Raw genomic sequence first — 23,029 nt, 5'->3', positions numbered from 1 at the left:
TACTTGGAGGTCCACCAATATTGTCCACCCTGACCCCGCGGCCCCGGGGGGAATCTGAGGTTCGATCCGGAGTCATGAGGGCTTGCCGAAGAACACGAAGTCAGGGGTACCGAAGTTCGCCTAAGCGGATGTCTCGAAACTAACGCCGGATACAGCGATTCGGTCAGAAGGTTTTGATACATAGTTACGAGTAAAATCACCGGTTGCCAGGGCACTCGCGGGAGGGCGCGAGTTGCAGAATTGCCGCCTAATCGGTCGGGAGGTCCCATGAGACGTCTCGCACCCCAAGGGTTATGAGACGGCCCCTTGAAGAGTTGGCGTGTTCTGTGCAAGGAGAAGACCCAACTCCTTATTGGCTTGTGAGTCACGAGCTGCAGTTAGCGGCCCTTGTACTCGTCGTCGGTGATGTGCTCGCCCCAGGTGGTGGTTTTGGACGGGTCCTCGCCGTTTTGGAGCATGGCGATGTGTTCCATGAAGCAGCCGGGGGCGGCGGCGTGCCAATGCTCTTCGCCGGGTGGAGTGTAAAGCGTCTGGCCAGGGTGGACTTCGGTGATCTTTCCGTCCCGGGTACCGAAACGGCCGATGCCTTGGGTCACGCGAAGGTACTGGCCGTGCTGGTGGGAGTGCCAGGCGGTTCGTGCTCCGGGGGCGAAGCGGACCGTCGCGACGACCATCGTCTGGTCGTCCTCGTGGGGTAGGGCGATCGGGTCAAGCCACACGTCCCCGGCAAACTGGGCCGGCGGGTTCTTGGTGGTCGGCGCTAGGGGTTCGATGTTCATGTTTTTCCTACCTGCTGTGTGTAAAGACATTCTTGGCGACGCCATGGCTCACATGCTCTTGGGCCAGTCGGCGTAGAGCGGAACGTGGGCGATGGTTTCGATGAATTTTTCGTGGGTGACGACGTGGTGTCGACCCGTGGGGAACGGCCTACGGCCTGCCGTTGGCGTTGCTTCCCATCGCGTGTGAGTTGTCCGCGGTGATGGGGCCGCGGAGGAGTGTGTGGAGCTGCGCCGTGGTGAGTGCTTGTACGGGGAGTGGTGCGGTGTCGCCGCGTTGAGGGGTCAGGCCATCGAGCATGACCCAGAGATAGCGGCGGTATAGGTCGCGGGCATCGTTGCGTTCTTCGATTTCGGGGCCGTTCTGCACGACGTTGCCGATGGAGATGCAGGCTATCTGGAGGAAGATCAAATCCGTGCCGGTGGCGTCTGCGCGTATGACTCCGGCGTCGCGTGCACGTTCGGCGACGCGATTCACGAGAGGCGCCAGCCGGTTGCGGCTCTGATCGTGCATTTCCGGCCGGACGCGCCGTCCGGTGAGGAGTTCGGCCATCCCGCGGTCTCTCACATGCAGGGCGAGCGATTTCTCCAGATAGAGCACGAGTGCGTCCCAGGCGTCATCCATGGCCAGAGCTTCATTCAGGATTGCCTCGAGTTCACTGTCCTGCTGACACCGAATCGCGTCGATGAGGTCTTCCTTGTTCGCGAACCGTCGGTACGCCGTGCCCACACCCACGCCGGCATGGTGGGCGACATCGTTCAGGGTCGCATCCAGGCCCCGCTGGGCGAAGACCTCGCGCCCCGCTTCTAATAGCCGTGCGCGATTGCGGGCGGCATCCTTACGCAGCTTGAGTTCGGTCATGTTCAAGAGCTTACCAAAGCGGTTGCAGCGTATCCGCTTCTATGGTAATTTCATTATATGGATGCGCAGTATCCGTTTTCTTGCAAGTTTGCTGCCATCAGACAGTGTGCATCCAGCCTCCGAGGTTTAGACACCAAACCCGGCGCCTCCAGAAGGGCTCCCAGGTCTCCCGTCTGGACTCGGGTATTCCAGATTTGTAGCAGTCAACGCTCCGGCGCCCAGCGCGAACAGGGGTCAGTCGTACTGCCGATTAGAAGTGAAGGAAAAACATGTTGACATCTGAGCAGCGTCGCGACGCCGAATCGGCGATCGCACGCTTGATCTACACCTATTGCCATCGTCTGGATGGTGCTGACTTGGCCGGCGCCGCTGCATTGTTCGAGAACGCACGCTGGCAGCTATCGCCCGAGGTGATCTGCCAGGGCGCCGAGGAGCATCTGGCAGCCCTCCAGGTCATTCGTGTCTACGGTGACCGGCTCGGCACCCGGCACGTCGTGAGCAACCTGATCATCGACATCGCGGAAGACGGTGCCACCGCACGCAGCGTCTCGTACGTCGATTCGATCCAGGTCACCAAGGACTTCCCCCTCCAGCTGATATTCCAGGGCCGCTACCTCGACACGTTCGTCCTCGACGAGGGATCGTGGCGCTTCCAGGAACGGATCGTCGATGCAGATGGCGTCGGCGACATGAGCGCCCACCACAAGCCCGCACCCGGCGTCCCGGCCGAAGCTTCCTAAGCACGGCGCCAGCCATTTCTGCGGACGTGCTTCTGATGCGACTGGACACCCTGGTCGTGGGAGTGGCGCCCCGACGTCAACATTGAACCGATAGATGAAAAGAGAAGAAATGTCCTCGGCTGTTACCTTCAATAATGGCGTCACTATGCCCGCGATCGGCCTGGGCGTGTTCCAGACCGCTCCGGAGGAGACAGTCACAGCCGTGCAGACCGCACTGGAACTCGGGTACCGACACATTGACACCGCCGCCGCCTACTTGAACGAGCGGGAAGTTGGTGAGGGCCTGCACCGCTCGGGAGTGCCGCGCGAAGAGGTGTTCATCGAAACCAAGGTGTGGATCACCGACTACGGATACGACGAGACCCTGCACGCATTCGAGAAGAGCACCAAGAAGCTCGGCGTCGAGCAGCTGGATCTGCTGCTCCTGCACCAGCCGCTGACCGCAAAGTTCGAGCGCACGATCCAGGCCTACAAGGCGCTGGAGAAGCTCCTGGCCGACGGGGCTGTGCGCGCCATCGGTGTCAGCAACCTGGTGCCGGCCCGCCTGGACGCCCTGCTTGCCGAAACGGACATCGTGCCGGCGGTCAACCAGATCGAACTGCACCCGTACAACACCCACGCCGAGATTCAGGCGAAGAATGCCGCACACGGCATCCTCACCCAGGCCTGGTCCCCGATCGGCGGTATCCGCAGCTACAACGGGTCGAGTTCCAACCCGCTGAACGACCCCACGATCCGTGCCATCGGTGAGGTCTACGGCAAGACGAACGCGCAGGTCATGCTCCGCTGGCACATCCAGCAGGGCCGCTCGGCCATCCCCAAGTCCATCAACGCCGAACGCATCGCCCAGAACTTCGACGTCTTCGACTTCGAGCTGACCGGCGATGAACTGACCCGCATCGACGCACTGGACACCGGAGATACCATCGACATCGACAACCTCGACCTCGAGTCCTCCGGCATCGTCATCGACGAAGCCTGAGCATCACCCCACCCACGGGCGGGCCGCATCTATTCGGCGGCCCGCCCGTGCTGCGGCTTGTCCCGAATCCGATGACGTGCCGGGGGCGTACGGCTAGTGCGCCGCGGGAACGGCGTTGCGGCGCAGGCCGATCACGTCACGTCGGGGTGGGGCCCCGAAGAGTTTGGAGTACTCGCGACTGAACTGCGAGGGACTCTCGTAGCCGACCTCGTACGCAGCGCTGGTGGCGTCGCACCCTTCGGTGAGCATCAGCCGTCTGGCCTCGTGCAGCCGCAGCCACTTCTGGTACTGCAGCGGGGTCATGGCCGTGAGCAGGCGGAAGTGGTGATGGAAGCTCGACGGGCTCATGTGCACTCGGTCGGCGAGCTCCTCGATCCGCAACTGTGAGGCGTAGTTGGCCTTGAGCCACCCGATGGCTCTGGCGACGGAGAAGCTCTGACTTCCGACCGCCGTCAGCTGACGCAGCCGACCTGATTGATCGCTGACGAGCAGCCGGTAGTGGATCTCGCGCAGCACAAGCGGTGCCAGCGCCTCGATCGCTTCGGGTTCCTCAAGGAGGTCTGTGAGCCGCTTAAACGGCTCCAGCAGGCTCGGTGTGACGGTTCCCAGGGCCACCCCCCTTCGGTCCGAGCAGTCCTTCGGAGGCGGGAGATGGGTCTGCGCCCCCAGCTCGGCCAGCATGCGGAGATCGAGTTGCATGATCAGTCCCAGGCACGGGCGTTCCGGGCTCGCGCCCAGGACCTGCGAACTAGCGGGGATGTCGAGCGATGCGATCAGGAAATTCCGGCTGTCATAGGCGTAGTTACCTTCCCCGACCAGCATGCGCTTGGCACCCTGGACAGCGAGCACGACGCTTGGCTCGATCTGGCAGAGCCCTGGTTCGGTCGGTGCCTCGCGGCGAAAGAACGACAAACCGGGAATAGCGGTCGGGATGTCCTCTGAGCCCTTGGTCCAGCGGTCGATCGTGCCCGCGAGGATTCGGCGGAGCGCTTCCTGGCGCCGGTCTGGCTGATGGTCGTCCTGATGATCCGGCACCGGGGTCCCTCCTTCGTCGTCGGCGGCGGCAGTGACCCGCTCAGGACAAAATTGTAGCCACCGAAGCGGGAGCTTCTGCCCAATCCGAGCCCCGCCTCGCAGGATCAGGCAAGAACGAGCCAGCATCGTTCTACTGGTTCAGTGCGCGTTCGCGCCAGACTGGAAGAGCCAGCACGAATGTATGAGATAGAAGGAGAAGCTTTGGAGCTGACCCAGGAGTGGGACAAGACCTTCCCCAAGAGCGATCAGGTCGAGCACGAGAAGGTCGCGTTCAAGAACCGCTACGGCATCACCCTCGCCGGTGACCTGTACCTGCCGAAGAACTCCGCCGGCGGACAGTTGGCGGCACTCGCGATCTCTGGCCCGTTTGGCGCGGTCAAGGAGCAGTCGTCGGGTCTGTATGCCCAGACGATGGCCGAGCGGGGATATGCCGCCCTCGCGTTCGACCCCTCGTACACCGGTGAGAGCGCCGGAGAGCCGCGCAATGTGGCCACCCCGGACTTCAACACCGAGGACTTCAGCGCCGCAGTCGACTTCCTCGGCCAGCAGGCCGTGGTGGACCGCAACCGCATCGGCATCATCGGCATCTGCGGTTTCGGCGGCATGGGCCTGGCCGCCGCGGCGGTCGATAAGCGCATCAAGGCGGTCGTGACCGCGAGCATGTATGACATGTCGCGGGTCATGGGCCGCGGCATGAATGACAGCCTCACCACCGACCAGCGCACCCGGCTGCTCGAGCAGCTGAGCGAGCAGCGGTGGACAGATGCCGACAACGACTCCACAGCGCCCGGTCCCCGGATTCTGCCTGAGAAGCTGGACGCCGACACCGACCCGGTCACCGAAGAGTTCTTCGACTACTACCGCACCCCGCGGGGCTTCCACGAGAACTCGCCGAACTCGAACGGCGCCTGGACCGCGACCACCCCGCTGTCCTTCATGAATCTTCCGCTGCTGACCAACATCGCCGAAATCTCCCCGCGACCGGCCCTGCTGATCGCCGGCGAGAACGCCCACTCGCGGTACTTCAGCGAGGACGCCTACGCCGCCGCGGCGGAGCCGAAGGAGCTCATGATCATAGAGGACGCCAACCACGTCGACCTCAACGACCGGGCGGACAAGATCCCGTTCGACACCATCACGGAGTTCTTCAACAGCAACCTGAAGTAGTCCTCGCCGACGCTACCGCGACGAGCGGGTGCTGGCCCCCAGGCGCGGCACCCGCTCGGCTAAGCGGTTGCGGCGTATCCGCTTGTATGATAAATTTTCTTATATGGATGCCAAGTATCCGGTTTCTAGGATTACCTTTGCTGTCGTCAGACACCGTGCATCCAAACTCCGAAGTTCGGCACAACCGGCGCCTCCAGAACCAGGCGTTGAGGTTCCCCCCAATGCCCTGAACCGCCCAGCTCCCGCCGCCACCGGCACCTGCGCCTTTCCCATTCCCCTCCCCAGGAAGCCTTCATGCCTGACACGACCACCGTCCAGCCACCCCTCCAACTCGCCCGCCGGCGCGGACCTTCTTTGCCCCTGGCCGTGTACGTCCTGGCCGCAGGAACTTTCCTGATGGGCACCACCGAGTTCGTAGTGGCCGGGCTCTTGCCCGAGGTCGCCGCCGACTTCGGTACCACCGAGGCGCACGCGGGCTGGGCGATCACTGCCTTCGCCATCGGCATGATCATCGGCGCACCAGTCATGCCGATGCTGACGCTGCGCCTGCCCCGCCGGGTTACCCTCGTCATGGCGCTCGGGCTGTTTGCCGTTGCGCACGTCGTACTTGCCCTCACCGACAGCTTCGCCCTGCTCTTGCTCAGCCGCTTCGCCGCTGCCATCGCGACGGGCACCTTCTGGTCCGTCGCCGCTGTCGTCGCCGCCGGCCTGGTAGGCCCCGAGCGCCGCTCCAGCGCACTCGGGATCGTCCTCGGAGGCGGAATGCTCGCGACCGTCGTGGGCGTGCCACTGGGCTCCCTCGGCGGCCAGGTCGTCGGATGGCGCGGACCGTTCTGGGCTCTTGCGCTCCTGTCTGCACTGGCCATCGGTGCAGTGGCATCTCTCGTGCCCTCTGAGAGAACAGGCCGAACCGCTCCCTCGATCCGTGCGGAGTTCGCCGCACTCCGCTCTGGTCGCCTGTGGCTGGTCCTCGCTACCTGCGCCGCCGTCACCGCCGGGGTCCTGTCCGTCTACAGCTTCATCTCACCGCTGCTCACCGGCCGGACGGGACTCTCCGCGTCGTACGTGCCCGCAGCGCTGCTCCTCTTCGGTGTCGGTGCACTGGCCGGGAACGTCGTCGGTGGGCGTCTCGGTGACACCCGTCCGTTCCGCACACCCGTGGTCACCGTTCTGATCAGTCTTCTTGCCATGGCAATGCTGTCCATCGTCTCGACGATTACGGTAGCTACCTTTGTCGCCTTCACGGTGCTCGGAGCCGTGGGACTGTCAGCCAACCCGGTGCTCTTCTCGCTTGTCACGAAGTACGGGGGGCACGGTGCCACCCTTCCCAGCGCGATGGCAACTTCCATGTTCAACGTCGGCACCGCCATCGGCACGGCCATTACCGGCGCCGCCCTCACCAGCACCCTGGGCCAGCTCGCACCACCGGTCGTTGGAACCACGTTCGCCGCCATCGCCCTCATCCTGTTCAGCGCACTCGTCTTCGCTCAGCGCCGCTCAGTGACTCCGACACCCGCACAGGGTGACGTATGAGGTTCCCCACGTGGTCCCCGATCGGCGGTATCCGCAGCTGCAACGGTGAACCCAGCGGCTGGCTCGGCTGAATACCCCTGACGCAACCGCTGTGAGCGTTACGCAATCATCAGGAAAGGAAATCATGACAACCTCCACCATCAGTGGCATGACGCGCACCAGTGGCATGACGCGTCTTCGGACTATCACCTTCGCGATCGCCGGCGGCCTCGCCGTCGGAAACCTCTATTGGGCGCAGCCCCTTATCGAGGAGATCGCTCGCTCGCTTGATGTGTCGTCCGCTGGTGCTGCGTCGCTGGTAACCGTCACCCAGATCGGTTACGCGCTCGGGATCTTCCTGATCGTCCCTCTTGGCGATGTCCTGAACCGCAGGAAGATGATCCCTCTCATCCTCGGACTGTCAGCGATCGCGCTCATCGGCGCGGCGGTGGCCCCCACTTTCTCGTTACTGCTCGCCGCGCTCGGCGGGGTGGGGCTCACCACTGTTTCGGCGCAGTTGCTGACCCCGCTGGCCAGTGAGCTGGCTGCGCCCGAACAGCGCGGGCGGGTGCTGGGCACGATCGCCTCCGGTGCCCTCATCGGCATCCTTCTGTCCCGTACCATCAGCGGAGCCGTTGCAGAATTCGTCGGCTGGCGCGCCATCTACGTCCTCGCCGCCATCCTCACCGTCGCTCTCGCTGTCGTGCTGTTGTTTATGATCCCGCAGCTGGAAAAGCGCCCGGCAACGAACTACTTCCGTCTGCTCGGGTCAGTGTTCACCACCGTTGCCCAGCACCGCGCCGCCAGGCCCACAATCCTCATCAGCGCCGCGGTGTTCTCCGTGTTCTCCCTGTTCTGGACCTCGCTGACATACCTGCTGTCCGCCCCGCCGTTCTCCTTCACCGTCGGCCAGATTGGCCTGTTCGGCCTTGCGGGCCTCGCGGGTGCAGTCGCTGCTCGCCGCGCCGGCTCGTTCCACGACCGTGGCTGGTCAGTGCCAGCCTCCGGAGTCGCGCTGACCCTCCTGGCCGTCTCCTTCGTCGGTGCCTGGCTGGCACAGTCCTCCGTCATCGCCCTGGTCGTGGTCGTGATCGTGTTGGATCTCGCCGCGCAGACCACCCTCGTGCTGGGCCAGACCCGGCTGCTGTCCCTGCCCGGTCAGAACCGGAGCCGCCTGAACACCGCGTTCGTCGTGAGCAACTTCCTCGGCGGCGCGATCGGTTCCGCCCTCGCCGGGCCGCTCTGGGCCACCGGAGGGTGGACAACCATCGCCGGCACCGCCCTGGCCATCGTCGCCGCCGCGCTCCTCATCTGGGCCCTCACCCGCCGCGGTGCTCTCACCGACCAGACCTGACACGTCCAACCAACACCACCCACCACGACCGACCGCCGCACACCACAAATGTCAGGAAAGAGATTCCCGAATGTCTCGCATCTTCATCACCGGTTCTTCGGAAGGACTCGGCCGTAACGCCGCCCTGGACCTCCTCGACGACGGACACGACCTCGTCCTTCACGCCCGCAACCCCCGCCGGGCCGATGCCTTAAGCGACCTGGCCGCGCGCGGGGTACAGGTCGTCACCGGCGATCTCGCCCGCACCGACGATGTTCGCGCAATTGCCGAGCAAGTGAACAGCATCGGCCGGATGGACGCCATCATCCATAACGCCGGCGTCGTCGACGGAGCGGCCCTCCTGCCGGTGAACGTCGTCGCCCCCTACCTGCTCACGGCACTGATTGAACGCCCGGACCGGCTGGTGTACCTCAGCAGCGGCATGCACCGCGGCGGGCGGGCCGACCTGACCGGCGCGGACTGGTCCGGGACCCGGGCCACCAAGACGTACTCTGACTCGAAACTGTTCATCACCGCGTTCACGATGTTCCTCGCCCGCACCTGGCCCGAGGTCCACACCAATGCCGTCGACCCCGGCTGGGTGCCCACCCGTATGGGCGGGGCCGGCGCGTCGGATGACCTCCGCGAAGGCCACCTCACCCAGGCATGGCTGGCCGGAAGCAAGGACCCGGGAGCCGAAGTCACCGGCGGGTACTGGCACCACATGCACCAGCAGGCACCCCACCCGGCAACCCTAAACCAAGATTTCCAGGACGAACTGATCGCACAGCTCGCCGACCACACCGGAGTCCCCCTCCCGATACCTGCTGACAGGCTCAAAGGCGAATCGTGAGAACAGGGGATCCTCGGGACGGGCAGAAAGTCAGCTAAGCCCTCGCCAGTTCCCACCACGCGGCCACGCGGTCGTGCTCGATGTCCGGAACGTTGACCCGAAAGCGTGCGCACCACCCGCAGCGCCGACGGTAGCCTCCTCATCTCTTAACGAACCCAAGACCTTCCTAACCGGCCGACCCTCGAATATAGGAGAACCATGACCACCGATTCCATCACCACCAAGCGCACCTGGCTTATCACCGGTGTATCCAGCGGCTTCGGCCGGGTGCTCGCCGAGCAGCTGCTCACACGCGGCGACCATGTCATCGGGACCGTGCGTAAGCCCGAAACCGTCGCGGACCTGCAGGAGCAGTACGGCGACGCCTTCCGCGTGGAGCTGCTCGACGTTACGGACACCGCCGCCGTGCGCTCGACCGTCGACCGCGCCTTCAGAGGCGTTGAGCGCATCGACGTCGTGGTCAGCAACGCCGGCTACGGGCTCTTCGGTGCGGCCGAAGAGCTCTCCGACAAGCAGATCCAGCACATCATCGACACCAACCTCTCCGGCTCGATTCAGCTGATCCGCGCTGCGCTGCCACACCTCCGTGCACAGGGCGGGGGGCGGATCATCCAGATCTCCAGCTACGGCGGGCAAGTCACCTTCCCCGGCTCGTCGATGTATCACGCCACCAAGTGGGGCATCGAAGGCTTTGCGGAGTCCGTCTCGCAGGAAGTTGCCCCGTTCGGCATCGGTGTGACGATCGTCGAGCCCGGTGCAGCGCGCACCGAGTTCCTCGGAGGCAGCGTGCAGATCGCGGACGAGCTCGCCGCCTATGAAGGCAACCCGGCTCACGCGTTCCGCGGGCTGATCGGTGTTGAGGCGCTCGGTGACACGGGCAAGATGGTCGCCGCGATGATCGACAGCGTCGATGTCGAGCCCGCGCCGCTGCGACTGCTGCTCGGCTCCGACGCCTACGGCACAACTCATCAGGTTCTGCAGGATCGCCTCACGGCGCTCGAGGCGCAGAAGCAGCTCGCGTCCTCCACTGACGCGGACTGACCGGCCGGAGCAGCGCCACGAACCGCGCTCCAGCCATCAGATGAACGACGGTGGCGGACCAGAGTGCCGCTTCAACCGTAGAACCCAACCACCAACCCACCCAAATGAAAGAAGGATCCTCATGACTGACCAGCCCAAGCAGGTAGGCGGCGGACGCAACCTGTTCGAAGACTTCGCCCCCAAGCTCGCCGCCCTCACCGACGACGTGCTCTTCGAGGACGTCTGGAACCGCCCCGAGCTTGCGGCCCGCGACCGCAGCCTCATCACCGTCGCGCTGCTCGCCGCCGGCGGTCATTACCCGCAGCTCGAGTTCCACCTTGGCCGTGCGGTCGAGAACGGCGTGACCCAGGAAGAGCTCATCGAAGCCCTGACCCACGTCGCGTTCTACGCCGGTTGGCCCTACGGGATGGCGGCGATGGGGATTGCGAAGAAGGTGTTTACCGACTAGCGGCGAAGGCCGAAGACGAGCTCCGAAGTTCCTTCTCTTCACTTCACGCGAAGAGAAGGGACTTCTCCTCGCGTCCGGCGATGACGGACGCCGGTTCCTCAGGCCCGGGACTTCTACGACCGCAACCGAATGGGTCGCGTCCGGGAGGACATCGACAGCGTCCGCGCGCCTAGGGGTTGCCGCTGATAAAGGATGGGGAAGACCTGCGGATCATGGGCGAAGCGGGCCGACCGACCACGTGAAAGGCAATAATCGTGCTTGGACTTGAACTGGTCGTGATTCTGGGCGTGGTGGTGCTGGTGTGCAACATCGCAGCGCGCCGCGTTCGGGTCGCCGCCCCGGTACTGCTGCTCGCCAGCGGCGCCCTGTTGGGTTTCATTCCCACACTGCGTGAGGTCCATCTGCCTCCGGAAACCGTGCTGCTCCTGTTCCTGCCGGCCTTGCTGTACTGGGAAAGTCTGACCACGTCCCTGCGGGAGATCCGGAACAACCTGCGCGGCATCGTGTTGATGAGTACCGCGCTGGTAATTGCTACTGCCGGGGGCGTGGCCCTGGTCGCGCACGCACTCGGTCTGCCCTGGGGGCCTGCCTGGGTTCTCGGCGCCGCCGTCGCCCCCACCGATGCAACCGCCGTCGGGGTACTCGCCCGGGCGCTGCCCCGCCGCAACGTCACGGCGCTGCGTGCCGAGAGCCTGATCAACGACGGAACAGCGCTGGTGATCTACGGCCTGGCCGTGGGCATCACCGTCGGCGAGCAGCACTTCGACGTCCCCCGCGTCTCGGGGCTGTTCCTGCTCGCCTACGGCGCCGGGGCACTGGCCGGGGCCGTGACAGCGTGGGTTGGAATGCAGATCCACCGCCGCCTGGAGGACCCACTGCTGGCCAACGTCGTTTCCATCCTGACCCCCTTCACCGCCTTCCTGCTCGCCGAGACCGTCCACGCCTCGGGAGTCCTGGCCGTGGTCGTCGCCGGGCTGTTCATGAGCCAGACCGGTCCCCGGGTGGTCCGGGCCGGAGCCCGCCGGCAGGGACAAGCGTTCTGGTCCCTCACAGCGTTTTTGCTCAACGGATCCCTCTTCGTCCTGGTTGGCTTGGAGCTGCAGTCCGCTGTCCGGGGGCTGAACAGTGTAGGGCTCGCGACCGGGCTGCTGGCTGTGGCGGCAGTCTCGGCAGTGGTGCTCGGCATCCGCTTCCTCTTCCTGTTCGTCGCCACCTATGCGATCCGGCTCATCGACAGGCGGCCCCAGCAGCGCCTGCGCAGGGTCAGCAACCGTGCCCGGGTAGTCAGCGGACTCGCAGGTTTCCGCGGGGCCGTGTCTCTCGCCGCGGCACTGGCTGTACCTGGGACGTTGGCCTCGGGCGCCCCGTTCCCCGAGCGGGACATTATCATCTTTGTGACCTCAGGAGTCATCGTCGTAACCCTGGTTATCCAGGGTCCGCTGCTGCCGGCAGTGGTCCGCTGGGCCCGTCTGCCCCACGACAAGTCCGCCGGTGAGGAACGCCAGTTCGCCGAAACTACCGCCATCGAAGAAGCCCTGACAGCACTCCCGGGACTCGCCGACGAGCTTGGCGCCGACCACGAAGTCACCGACCGGCTCCGCCGCGAATACGAGGAACACCTGCGCGTCCTGCACGCCAGCAACGACCAGGACGGAGACGAACCAGCGCCCCGGCACGACCAACACGAGACCGCGCTGCGCTTGGCACTACTCGCCCGCAAACGCGCCGCCGTCGTCAGACTCCGGGACGAAAGCCGCATCGATGACACAGTGCTCCGCCAAGTGCAGACCAGGCTCGACATAGAAGAAGTCAGGCTGTCACGCCACGACAGCACCGAATAGTTTCCCTTCACATCCTTCCGGCCCAGGGCCGGGCCGACGAAACCTCAAATACGAAACCGAAAAGAACCACTGCACCGGCAGGAGCCATGAACAAGAAAATTACGGCAGCAACAGCCGCTGGCCTGATGGCATCCGCAATAGCAAGGTGCAGCAACGCAGGGTGCAGCAACCACGGCCCTACCGCTCGGGATTCGACACCGGCAACATTACCCGTGGTCGTTGAGCGGACCCGCGCCGCCACCATGGAAATCACCCCAGCACCGGATTCTAACCGACACCCGCACACCACACCCGGTGGTGTGCACACAGCAGTAAACACGAACAGGAAAGAGGAACCCAACATGCATACACGTACTCTCGGTCAGGGACTGCAGGTCTCAGCCATCGGATTGGGCTGCATGGGCATGTCCATGGGCTACGGGCCCAACCCCGGAGACCGGCAGGCCATGATGGGCGTGCTCCGCGGCGCGGTCGATATCGGCATCACCTTCTTCGACACGGCGGAGGTCTACGGGCCGTTCGTCAACGAAGAACTCGTCGGCGAGGCACTGGCCCCTGTCCGCGAACGGGTCGTTATCGCCACCAAGTTCGGGATGAAGATCGATAACGGCAAAGTCCTCGGACTGGACAGCACCCCGGAGCGGATCAGGCAGGTCGCCGATGAATCACTGCGCAGGCTCCGCGTGGACACGCTGGACCTGTTCTACCAGCACAGGGTCGACCCCAACGTGCCCATCGAGGACGTCGCCGGCGCCGTCGGGGAACTCATCCAGGCCGGCAAGGTCCGCCACTTCGGACTCTCTGAAGCGTCTGCCGCCACGATCCGGGCGGCACACGCCGTTCAGCCTGTGACGGCTGTGCAGAGCGAGTACTCGCTGTGGACGCGGGACCCCGAACCTGAAGTGCTTCCGACCCTGGCGGAGCTGGGTATCGGTTTTGTTCCCTTCAGCCCGCTTGGCAAAGGATTCCTCACCGGCAGCGTCACCAGCTCCACCACGTTCAGCGACGGCGACGTCCGGGCCACCATCCCCCGCTTCACGGCGGAGAATCGTGCCGCGAACCAGGCTCTCGTCGACCACATCGGAAACCTGGCTACCAGCAAGCAAGCAACCACCGGGCAGATCGCTTTGGCCTGGCTGCTCGCCCAGCAGCCCTGGATCGTCCCGATTCCAGGTACCCGCCGCCGGGAACGCGTCGAAGAGAACGCAGCGTCCACGACGATCGCTCTCTCAGCTGACGAGCTCGCTGACCTCGATGCCCTGGCCGCAAGGGTCGGAGTGCAAGGAGACCGGTACAACGAACACCACATGGCACTCGTAGGACGGTAATCGCCCCGGAAGGCTTCCCCTGCCCAGCCCTTCGGAAGCGACGGCGCCGGACCATCCGTACGTGGCGGCCCGGCGCTGTTTCATGGGCAACACAACACCGGGCAACCATCCCGACAGCACCAGCCACCGCCAGCACTAACCACCGACATGGCCAGGCCTCCGGCCGGCGGGGTCCTTCTGGATTTTTCCGTCCTTCCTGCCCCTGATGGCTGCCGGCACTGTCCTAGACAGATAGGATCCGGATTATGAGTAGTGAAAGGGGATCGCGCATGCAACCAAGTGCCACTGCACGAACCAGCCGCGCCGTCTTTTTGGACGTGGACGGCACCTACGCAGACTTCGGAGTCGTCCCAACGGGACACGTACGCGCCGTCCGGGAAGCACGGGAGGCCGGGCACAGGGTTTTACTGTGCACGGGGCGGCCGGTGCCGATGCTGTCCGCGAGCATCCTCGAGGCAGGATTCGACGGGGTCGTGGCAAGTGCTGGTGCCTACGTTAAGGTAGCGGGCGAGGTGCTTGTGGACCGGCGCTTTTCCGCAGACCTCGCTGCCCGCGCGATGGCAGTGCTTGATGCGCACGACGTCGTCTACATCCTTGAATCGCAGGAGTGTCTCTACGTGCCCAAGGGGGCGATTGAGCGTTTGAGAACGATCATCGAGGCACACTTCCAACGGGGATCGGACGGCAAGGCGGTAGGGTCCTCGGTCATCCTTGACGCGCTCAAGCCCATTACGAATGCCGTGAACGTGTCCTTCGCAAAAATCTCTGTGTTTGATAGCCCTATCCCTATGGACCGCCTTGCCGATCAGGTCGGTCGGGACATCGCGATCATTGAGAACTCGATTGCCGGTGAGGGCCGGCACGCCGGCGAGCTGTATCAGCGCGGGATCAGCAAGGCCGACGGAGTGGCGGCGGTTGCCGCCCATCTTGGGATAAACCGCGGGGATACGGTTGCGATCGGCGACGGGCAAAACGACCTTGAGATGATTGCTTATGCTGGCGTCGGGATTGCCATCGAAGGGTCTTCCCCGGAACTAATGGCACTTGCGGACCGCACCGCTGCTCCGCCGCACCGGGAGGGACTCGTGGCTGCCTTTGCCGATCTCGGCCTCTTTCTTAGCGCCAAGTTGAGCTGAATTCCTCCGGGCGGAACAGCTTCCAGCTGACCGCTTCAACTGCCGCTGCCATTCAGGTGCTGTAAGGGGTAGTGGTTCCCCAATCGTAGTCAGTTCCCTGACCTGACTGTCGGAAGGACCGCATGATTAGGGAGGTCCTATTCGGCGTCGTGATTGGTTTCAAGAATGTGGGCCAGATGGTTCAGGGCTTGCTCCGCACCCTCGCCTTCTGCGCGTAGAACGACTGTGTCGCCGTGGCTGGCGCCCAGACTCATCAGCGACAGGATTGAGGTGGCGTCCAATGCCTCATCGGCTGGATCGCTCTCGGCGGCGATGGTGATCTCAAGGTTCTCGTAGTCGGCGGCGGCCTCGGCGAAGATAGCGGCCGGGCGGGCGTGCAGACCGACTGTTGAGGCGATGGTGGCAGTGCGTTCGATCATGGGATTGGGCCTTTCGTGCAGGTATGTCGTATGTGTTTTCGGGTGATGTAAGGGTGTTGTCAGCGCACCCGGAGGTCATCGACCATTCGGGCGACGTGCAGGGTGAGGTAGGTGACTTCGTCGTCGGTGAGCGGTTCTCCCAGGCGTAGCTCGAGCACTGCCTGGAGCTTGAGTGAGGTGGCGAAGGCGTCCGGGTAGGCTTCCCGGATGGCGGTGCTGAGCCGGGTGGCGCCTTCGTCCAGTTGCCGTCCGGTGTGGGCGCGGACGAAGAAGTAGCGCAGGTGGGTGATGAAGCGGGCGGCGTTGATGGTGTCGCGGTCGAAGGGCCGGCTGTAGGCCTGTTCGAGGACTTCGAAGAGTTGGGTGAAGACTCCGGTCATTTGGTAGGTGAATGACAGGTCGCCGGTGGCGAAGCCGGCGTTGACCAGGTGCAGGGCGATCGGCACGGCCTCTTCCTGGGGCAGTGGCTGTTCGAGGCAGGTGTTCACGTGGTCCAGAACTCGTTGGGCGATCCGCAGCTCGTCGGGGTAGAGGTGGGAGACCTCGGCCCGCAGGGGGTATTCGAGGTCGATGCCCTGCCTCAGGCGTTTGATTGCGAAGCTTAGGTGGTCGGCTAAGCCCACGACGGTGGTGGAGCTCAGTGGGGCGGTCATGTCGGTGCGGGCGAGCTGCAGGGCCTGATCGGCCAGCAGCAGGTGCTCGGGAGGGATCGCCGCGACCAGTGCCCCGAAATTGTCCGCGTCCCGCCCGTCGTCGGGCACGAAGGTCCGTGCCACCTTGGCTTCGTCGACCCTTTGGCCGGGCTTGGCTTGGAAGCCCAGGGCGCGGCCGGTGAGGATGACCTCGCCGCCGGTGTCGTTGCGGGCGAGGACGACATTGTTGTTGAAGATGCGCAGGACCTCCACGTAGCCCTCCTTCCCATCGGTTTTTCTGTAGGTTTTGGTGAGCCCGGGGCGGGAGTCTTCGAACTCCCCGCCGCCGGGCCTCATGGCAGTGGTGTTACTGCAGGTGTGCGCCGTTGGTGGCGATAACCTGGCGGTACCATTCGAAGGACTTTTTCCGGTAGCGGTCCAGGGTCCCGGTGCCGTCGTCATTGCGGTCGACGTAGACGAAGCCGTAGCGCTTGCTCATCTGCGCGGTGGAAGCACTCACCAGGTCGATGCACCCCCAGGTGGTGTATCCCAACAGGTTCACCCCGTCGGCAACAGCCTCACGGGCCTGGACGAGGTGGTCGTTGAGGTAAGAGATCCGGTAGTCATCCACCACAGTCTTCGTACCGTCGACCTCCACCAGCTCATCGACCGCCCCGAGGCCGTTTTCGACGATGAACAGCGGCTTCCGCCACCGCTCCCAGTAGTCGTTCATCACCACACGCAACCCCTGCGGGTCGATCTGCCAGCCCCATTCTGAGGCCTGCAGGGTCGGATTCGGCACCCCACCCAGCAGGTTCCCGGCACCCTCGACCTTCTTCACTGGATCGGCGGTTTCGCAGGTGCTCACGTAGTAGCTGAAGGAGACAAAGTCGACCGTGTTGGTCAGGTCCTCCCGGTCCTGGTCGGTGATGTCCAGCTCTATGTCCTGTTCCCGGAACCGGCGCAGCAGGTAGCCGGGGTACTCGCCGCGGCAATGGATGTCGCCGAAGGCATAACTGTCATGCGCCACATGCATTGCGGCCACCACATCCGAGGGGTCGGGGGTGAGTGGGTAGACCGGCAGGGCGATGATCATGCATCCGACCTGCGCGCCGGGCATCATCTGATGTGCCAGGCGGGTGACCCGCGCCGAGGCCACCAGCTCGTGGTGAATTGCCTGGTAGAGGTCCTGCTGGGACAGCTGCTCCGGGGGAGTGGGGATGCCTCCGGACATGAACGGGAAGTGCAGCACCGAGTTGATTTCGTTGAACGTCAGCCAGTACTTCACCCGCTGCCCGTAACGTTCGAACAGAGCCTGGCAGTAGCGTTCGTAGAAGCCGATCAGTTCCCGCGACGTCCATCCGTTGTAGTCCCGTGCCAGGTGCAGCGGCGTCTCGTAGTGGCTGATCGTTACCAGCGGCTCGATCCCGTGCTTCTCGAGCTCGTCGAGCACGCGGTCGTAGAAGGCCAGGCCTTCCTCGTTCGGTGTGTCCTCATTCCCTTTTGGGAAGATCCGGCTCCACGCGATGGAGAAGCGGAACACCTTGAACCCCATTTCGGCGAACAGGGCGATGTCCTCCGCATAGCGGTGGTAGAAATCGATGCCCTCCTGCTTGAGGTTGTCCTGGGTCGGGCCATCGGTGGGCGGGGTCAGGAGCCCCTGGGGCATGACGTCCTGGATGGACAGTCCTTTGCCGCCCTCGTTGTAGCCGCCTTCAAGCTGGTTGGCTGCCGTCGCTCCGCCCCATAGGAAGCCTTCGGGGAAAGTGGTCGTCATGGGTTGTTCCTTGCTTTGTTGTTCATCATTCATCAGATCGAGTCTGTTCGGTTCCGTGTCAGATTTCTACGGTCACGGCCGGCTGACCGTGGGTCACCACGCCTTGTGCAACCGGGACAACGCCGGTTAGCTGCGCGGTGTTGGTGATAACCATCAAAACCGTCGGGTCATAACCCGCCTCAGCCACCACGTCCAGGTCGACCACGGCCAGCAGGTCCCCGGCCTGCACCTGATCGCCGCGGGTGACGGCGGGGCTGAAGCCGCGGCCCTCGAGCTGGACGGTGTCGATGCCGATGTGCACCAGGACCTCTACCCCGTCGTGGGACTTGATGCCGTAGGCGTGACCGGACTTCATGGCGGCCTTCACCGTGCCCGAAATCGGGGCATAGATATGCCCGCCAGTCGGAACGATTCCCACGCCTTTGCCCATGGCCTCAGAGGCGAATACTTTGTCCGCTACTTCGGCCAGGGCCACAGCGTGACCATCGACCGGGGTCAGGACCTCGACGGTGCCGGTGACTTCGGTGGCCGTCGCCGTGCCTGCGGGCAGAGTGGCCACGGCGGTACCGGAGGCGGTACCGGAGGTGGCGCCCTGTCGGGCAGTACCGGTAGCCAGCGATGCGTCGTGGGTGACCGGATCCAGGAGGTCGGTCTCATTCGGCTGAACGGCCTCCGCGGGGATCGCAGTCTCGCGGGGGCCGAAGAGGAAGGTCAGGGTGAAGGCGATGACCACGGCGGCTCCGGTGCCGATCAGCAGCAGGGTGAAATTTCCGATGGTGGAGTAGGCCGGCAATGCCAGCAGAGAGGGGAAGACAAAGGAGCTGGCTGCGCTGCCGCCGCTGGACGCGATGGCCCCGCCGATCGCGCCGCCTGCGAGGCCGAAATAGAAGGGCTTTTTCAGCGGCAGGTTCACGCCGTAGATAGCAGGTTCGGTGATTCCGGCCAGGAACCCGGACAGGGCGCCCGGGCCGGCGACCTCACGCCGGGCGGCGTTGCGGGTGCGGAAGAACACGGCCAGGGTCGCGGCCGCCTGGGCCAGCACGGCGGGCATCAACGGGCCGGTCAGGAGGGAGTAGCCCTGGGTGGCGAGATCGTTGGTGAGGATCGGGACGAAGCCCCAGTGCAGGCCGAACAGTACGAATACCTGCCAGAAGCCTCCCATGAGGGCACCGGCAAGCCAGGGGGCGAGGCCAAACAACGCTGTAATCCCGCCCGAGATGCCTTGGGCGGCGTAGGTGCTGATCGGACCGACCGTCATCAGCACCAGCGGCACCATGATCAGGATAGTCAGCAGCGGAGTGGTGAAGTTGCGCAGCGCCGAGGGCAGGACCTTGTTAAGGAAGCGCTCCAGATAGCCCTGCAACCAGACGGCCACGATGATCGGGATCACCGAGCTGGTGTAGTTCATCATCACCACTGGCAGGCCCGCGAAGGACACCGGGGCGCCCGCAGCGCCCAGGGCCACGATCGAGGGATAGACCAGCGCGCCGGCGATGGCCATGGAGGTGAACTGGTTGGTCTTGAACCGTTTGGCTGCCGTGACCGCCAGGAACAACGGCAGGAAATAGAACAGGGCGTCGGCAGCCGCCGCCAGGATGACGTACGTCTGGGACTGCGGGTTCAGCCAGCCGAACTGGGTGGCCATGCTCAGGAACGCCTTCAGCAGGCCCGCACCGGCCAGCGGCCACACCATTGGCTGGAAGATCGAGGAGATCAGGTCGATGAACCGGTTGAGAAAGCTCCCCTTCGGTCCTTCAACTCCATCAGCGGGGGAATCCTCGCCGGTGAGCTTCGTGATCTTGCCCAGCTCCGCGTACACCGTGGGCACGTTGTTCCCTACGACCACCTGGAACTGACCGCCGGCGCGCATCACGGTAATCACCCCGGGCAACTTCTCGACGCCGCCCTTGTCCGCCTTGCTCTCATCGCGCAGCCTCAGCCGCAGACGGGTCGCGCAATGGGTCACGGAGGCGATGTTCTCCTCACCGCCCACTTCCTGCACAATCCCCGCAGCCAACGATCGGTAATCCACAGCAGCCATATCAGACCTCTCTGTCCATTTTCGGGCACAAAAAAAGACCCAAGCCGCACATCACAGTGCGTCTCAGGTCTTGCCCCGTGTCCCGGGTAACAATCCTCGCAGGCAGAACTACCTACTCCGAGGACTATACAGGTGGTCTGCGTCACAAGCAACCGCGTGCATGCTCCAAAGTCCAAGGTCCTGGGTGCCAAGCAGCCAGCGGTGAGCAACACCGAGTTGATGACGGATGTTGCCGATTACCGCATATTCGTAGGACTCGCGCTCAGCTCTACTCAACCCGAAGGGCAAGCAGCGCATGGATTGTGGGAGCTGAACTGTCCAGGGGAGGGATCCCCTTGCGGCGCCGAACCCTTCTCCTAATCGGTTTTGATGTGTCTCATAACCCATGCGTACCGAATCCCTAGGGTTACGAGACTTTGGGGTTGAAGCCTTTAGGCACTTTCGCAGGGCGCCCGAACTTGGTGGAGTTCTACTTGGAGGTCCACCAGTAACGTTCGTGATCTGGATCAGAGGTTGGCAAAGCGTGGCACGCGTTCGCTAGGAACCCCTAGCCCCGGTCTCGGCGGAGCACCAGGATCAAGGCCTCACAATACTGCCAAGGCTCTCCCAGGCTTTGGTCTCGTTGTTGAGGACGGTCGTCTCAGCACCGGAGCCTTTCGCTTCTCGGAAGCCATACTGGAACCCTTGGATGGAATATTCCTCGGCCGTTCCATCTTTGTACTGCTGGGGCAACAGGAGTGCGATGTAATCCTTCCCGACCGTAATTTCGGCATCCTCCCAATACACCTTTTTGACGTACTGAATTCCGGTTGGTTTCTGACCGCCGTTGAGATGGGTGAGCTTGTCCTGCTGCTGGGGATTGAGGCTCTTCCAGTACTCATCGAAGGAGACGATTCCACCACCCTTGTTGTAAGTTAGCTGAGCACCGGGCTTGACGTCTCCCTTGTATACCGTTTGGATCGTCATCTTTCCGATGGTCTGCGGGAAGGTGTATTGATTAAAGATGGGGCTGTAGGTGCGACCGCCGTCGATTGAGTCGACGTGCACGCGAGCCACGATGGGGTATCTGTTGTATCCACAATACGGGTCCTTAGCGTCCCAAAGAAACTCAACCTCGGCTCCGGTGTGCTGAATTTGGTCACTTGGGATGTTGGCGTACGCATCATGGGATTTCGCTGTTGCAGCCTGTCCCACCTGCTGATCTGACCCGTGATCGACAGGGTTGGGTGGGTCTGATCCGCAAGAAGACACCCCCGCAAGTAGCAGCAGCACGGCCGCAACCACGATAGACGCTTTCTGCTTGTTCATTTTTATGGACCTCCCTTTTGACATAGATAGCTGGCTAGGCAAGCCCAGAAGTGCGCTGTCACGGAGACCAGTCGCGTTCTGAGTAACGGTCCTCCATCCCGGGGATCTTTGGTGAGACCTGACTGGGTGTCGTTTACGCACGTATTTGTTCACTGAGATTTCCATTCTTCGATCGGGCTACCCGGTCGGAGAGGCAGTGAGTGTTGGGTAGGAGGGGATCCCACCGCCCGCTGGTTGGAAGACCCCGATCTGGGTTTCTCCGTCGCTCAGGAAGACAGGGATCTCGCGGAGGGGGATGGGGTTGCTGAAGTTCTTTATCAGGTCTTCCGGGCTGGTGGGCGTGGGTCCGCCGTAGAGGTCGCGGGCGTAGGCGTACCCGGATTGACCGTTTGTGGCCATCACTGCGATCAAATCGGGGGTGCCGTTTTCCTGGCTTTCGACACCGTATGTTTCACCATTGGCATTGACTCCCAGCGGTGTTCGTTCCTGTTTCACATACTTGGCGGTGAGCTGCCAGCGGGCCTCGGGGTCGGTTTTTATCGTGACACTGTCCTGGCCCGGGGCGAGGCTGATGGTGTAACCGCTCCAACCTGATTTGGTGTTCGCCGCGTCGCTCCAGTCTGATTTGGGGTTCGTCGTGTCGCTCATGGAGCAGATGCTGGACGCGCCGTCTGGATACTCAAACCTGCCTGGGGTGAGGCAGGTTAGTTCCATTTGAATCCCCGTGGTGCCGGCGGGAGGAGTGCCAAGCTCGACAGTTGCCGAGCCGGTGTACGTCGCAGCGACCGGCGGTGCCAGTGGTGTCACCTTCTCGCCGCCGGGGAGCATGAACAGCCCTGCTGCTGCGGCGCCGATGCCACCGAGCAGACCCACCCCGGCCAGGGTCCCGGCGCCCAGCCATATCCTTGTGCGCTTTCGTTTTCGGGCAGGTGATGCTTCACCGACTTGAGTGACAAGTTCTGCCCGCAGGGCGTCGCTGAAAAGGTTGTCAACGTGGAGCTGGTTCATGGCCGTTCTCCTTCCAGAACCGGGGTGGGGCCGGTGGGGATAGATGGTGGTCCCTCGAGCACTGCCCTCAGGCGCTGGCGTGCGCGGTGCATCCGGGATTTCGCTGCGGCTGGGGTGAGATTCAGGACGACGGCGGCAGCGGCGATGGTGTGTTCCTCAAAAACCACCAGGCTCACCAGATGCAGGTCCTCGATCGTCAGGATTGCCAGAGCGCGTGCAAGGTCCTGATCGAGCGCATCCTGGTACTTGCGGTAGTAATCTGCCGTCGGATCGTTGAGCTCCTGGTTACGGGGGAGGGAAGTCAGGAGGCGCTGGTACCGCAGGGTGGCGCGGGCACGGTTGCGAGCCAAGTTCGTTGTAGTGACCAGTAACCAAGGAAGGACGGATCCTTCCACCACCCGGACATTCTTCCGCCGCCGCCAGAGTTCAAGAAACGAGGCTGCCATGATGTCTTCAGCATCGTGATGGTTCCCGCACAGCCGGTATGCGTGACGGAAAACCCGCTCACGGTGCCGGTCATACAGCGCGCCAAAGGCATCACCTTCGCCCAGAAGACTCTGGTGCCACAGCCCCTCTTCCCCGGTTTCTATGTTCCCCATGCCCTATAGTGTCCGGACAGGGCCAAAAGGATTCAGAGATTCCAAGAAACTTTTACAATCTTTTGGATTCCTCAGAAGCTACGCCTCCCACCCTTTTGAGCGACCTTCGAGCTTTGATGGGCATCGGAATTGAACCCTCTGACAGGCCGTGCACCGCCGCCCGCCTTCTCTGTCAATGGCCAGCTGTTTCT

Annotated in this window: 21 protein-coding genes; 11 read left to right on the top strand and 10 right to left on the bottom strand. The window is 63.5% G+C overall.

The features are described from left to right. Positions 1–377: 377 nt before the first annotated feature. Together J7E83_RS20910 and J7E83_RS20905 are read right to left on the bottom strand one after the other, a co-directional pair. Positions 378–779, bottom strand: a complete 402-nt coding sequence (locus J7E83_RS20910) for a cupin domain-containing protein (RefSeq protein WP_214966083.1) — start codon at positions 777–779, stop codon at positions 378–380. 148 nt (positions 780–927) lie between these two features. Next, entirely contained in the window at positions 928–1,638 is a 711-nt protein-coding gene (locus tag J7E83_RS20905; protein ID WP_214966081.1) for a TetR/AcrR family transcriptional regulator, read from the bottom strand. A gap of 269 nt (positions 1,639–1,907) precedes the next feature. Between J7E83_RS20905 and J7E83_RS20900 the strand changes: the two genes are divergently transcribed. Then, positions 1,908–2,378 (top strand): nuclear transport factor 2 family protein, encoded by a 471-nt coding sequence (locus tag J7E83_RS20900; RefSeq protein ID WP_214966079.1) that lies wholly within the window; start codon positions 1,908–1,910, stop codon positions 2,376–2,378. A gap of 109 nt (positions 2,379–2,487) precedes the next feature. Beyond that, positions 2,488–3,360: an aldo/keto reductase gene (locus J7E83_RS20895; RefSeq protein WP_214966077.1), complete on the top strand. Its 873-nt coding sequence runs from the start codon at positions 2,488–2,490 to the stop codon at positions 3,358–3,360. Between the two features lie 93 nt (positions 3,361–3,453). Here the strand turns inward: J7E83_RS20895 and J7E83_RS20890 are convergent, their stop codons facing one another. Further along, positions 3,454–4,395, bottom strand: coding sequence for an AraC family transcriptional regulator (locus J7E83_RS20890; protein ID WP_214966075.1), 942 nt, complete (start codon positions 4,393–4,395; stop codon positions 3,454–3,456). Between the two features lie 177 nt (positions 4,396–4,572). On the opposite strand from J7E83_RS20890, the gene J7E83_RS20885 reads away from it, so the two are divergent. The 9 genes from J7E83_RS20885 (at position 4,573) to J7E83_RS20845 (ending at position 15,054) form a co-directional block, all read left to right on the top strand. Then, a complete protein-coding gene (locus tag J7E83_RS20885; protein WP_214966073.1) occupies positions 4,573–5,562 on the top strand; it encodes an alpha/beta hydrolase in 990 nt (329 codons plus the stop codon). 294 nt (positions 5,563–5,856) lie between these two features. Beyond that, positions 5,857–7,095 (top strand): MFS transporter, encoded by a 1,239-nt coding sequence (locus tag J7E83_RS20880; RefSeq protein ID WP_214966071.1) that lies wholly within the window; start codon positions 5,857–5,859, stop codon positions 7,093–7,095. Between the two features lie 124 nt (positions 7,096–7,219). After that, positions 7,220–8,428: an MFS transporter gene (locus J7E83_RS20875; RefSeq protein WP_214966069.1), complete on the top strand. Its 1,209-nt coding sequence runs from the start codon at positions 7,220–7,222 to the stop codon at positions 8,426–8,428. Between the two features lie 70 nt (positions 8,429–8,498). Further along, a complete protein-coding gene (locus J7E83_RS20870) occupies positions 8,499–9,260 on the top strand; it encodes an SDR family NAD(P)-dependent oxidoreductase (RefSeq protein WP_214966067.1) in 762 nt (253 codons plus the stop codon). Positions 9,261–9,458: 198 nt separating this feature from the next. Continuing rightward, the gene (locus J7E83_RS20865; protein ID WP_214966065.1) at positions 9,459–10,301 is read left to right on the top strand and encodes an SDR family oxidoreductase; all 843 of its coding nucleotides are present in this window, start codon (positions 9,459–9,461) and stop codon (positions 10,299–10,301) included. Positions 10,302–10,422: 121 nt separating this feature from the next. Beyond that, a complete protein-coding gene (locus tag J7E83_RS20860; RefSeq protein WP_214847393.1) occupies positions 10,423–10,749 on the top strand; it encodes a carboxymuconolactone decarboxylase family protein in 327 nt (108 codons plus the stop codon). 254 nt (positions 10,750–11,003) lie between these two features. Further along, positions 11,004–12,590: a Na+/H+ antiporter gene (locus J7E83_RS20855; protein ID WP_214966063.1), complete on the top strand. Its 1,587-nt coding sequence runs from the start codon at positions 11,004–11,006 to the stop codon at positions 12,588–12,590. A gap of 341 nt (positions 12,591–12,931) precedes the next feature. Next, the gene (locus tag J7E83_RS20850) at positions 12,932–13,918 is read left to right on the top strand and encodes an aldo/keto reductase (RefSeq protein ID WP_214966061.1); all 987 of its coding nucleotides are present in this window, start codon (positions 12,932–12,934) and stop codon (positions 13,916–13,918) included. A 269-nt stretch (positions 13,919–14,187) separates the two neighbouring features. After that, on the top strand, positions 14,188–15,054 hold the full coding sequence (locus J7E83_RS20845; protein WP_214966059.1) for an HAD-IIB family hydrolase: 867 nt from the start codon (positions 14,188–14,190) through the stop codon (positions 15,052–15,054). A 137-nt stretch (positions 15,055–15,191) separates the two neighbouring features. Here J7E83_RS20845 and J7E83_RS20840 read toward each other — a convergent pair whose 3' ends face one another. The 7 genes from J7E83_RS20840 to J7E83_RS20810 all read right to left on the bottom strand — a co-directional run bounded on the left by J7E83_RS20840 (position 15,192) and on the right by J7E83_RS20810 (position 22,838). Beyond that, complete coding sequence (locus J7E83_RS20840) at positions 15,192–15,473, bottom strand: HPr family phosphocarrier protein (protein ID WP_214966058.1); 282 nt, start codon at positions 15,471–15,473, stop codon at positions 15,192–15,194. A gap of 59 nt (positions 15,474–15,532) precedes the next feature. Then, positions 15,533–16,462: a PRD domain-containing protein gene (locus J7E83_RS20835; protein ID WP_251044280.1), complete on the bottom strand. Its 930-nt coding sequence runs from the start codon at positions 16,460–16,462 to the stop codon at positions 15,533–15,535. Between the two features lie 10 nt (positions 16,463–16,472). Further along, a complete protein-coding gene (locus J7E83_RS20830) occupies positions 16,473–17,882 on the bottom strand; it encodes a glycoside hydrolase family 1 protein (RefSeq protein WP_214966056.1) in 1,410 nt (469 codons plus the stop codon). A 58-nt stretch (positions 17,883–17,940) separates the two neighbouring features. After that, the gene (locus J7E83_RS20825; protein ID WP_214966054.1) at positions 17,941–19,923 is read right to left on the bottom strand and encodes a beta-glucoside-specific PTS transporter subunit IIABC; all 1,983 of its coding nucleotides are present in this window, start codon (positions 19,921–19,923) and stop codon (positions 17,941–17,943) included. Positions 19,924–20,499: 576 nt separating this feature from the next. Beyond that, complete coding sequence (locus J7E83_RS20820; RefSeq protein ID WP_214966051.1) at positions 20,500–21,231, bottom strand: hypothetical protein; 732 nt, start codon at positions 21,229–21,231, stop codon at positions 20,500–20,502. A gap of 177 nt (positions 21,232–21,408) precedes the next feature. Then, on the bottom strand, positions 21,409–22,239 hold the full coding sequence (locus tag J7E83_RS20815; RefSeq protein WP_214966049.1) for a peptidase M56 family protein: 831 nt from the start codon (positions 22,237–22,239) through the stop codon (positions 21,409–21,411). After that, positions 22,236–22,838: an RNA polymerase sigma factor gene (locus tag J7E83_RS20810; protein ID WP_214966047.1), complete on the bottom strand. Its 603-nt coding sequence runs from the start codon at positions 22,836–22,838 to the stop codon at positions 22,236–22,238. The genes J7E83_RS20815 and J7E83_RS20810 overlap by 4 nt, the downstream gene beginning before the upstream one ends. Positions 22,839–23,029 lie beyond the last annotated feature (191 nt).

Source organism: Arthrobacter sp. ISL-48 (genome assembly GCF_018613805.1).
GTDB lineage: Bacteria > Actinomycetota > Actinomycetes > Actinomycetales > Micrococcaceae > Arthrobacter.
Note: the sequence above shows the minus strand (reverse complement) of the source record. Positions and strands in the feature narration are given on the sequence as shown.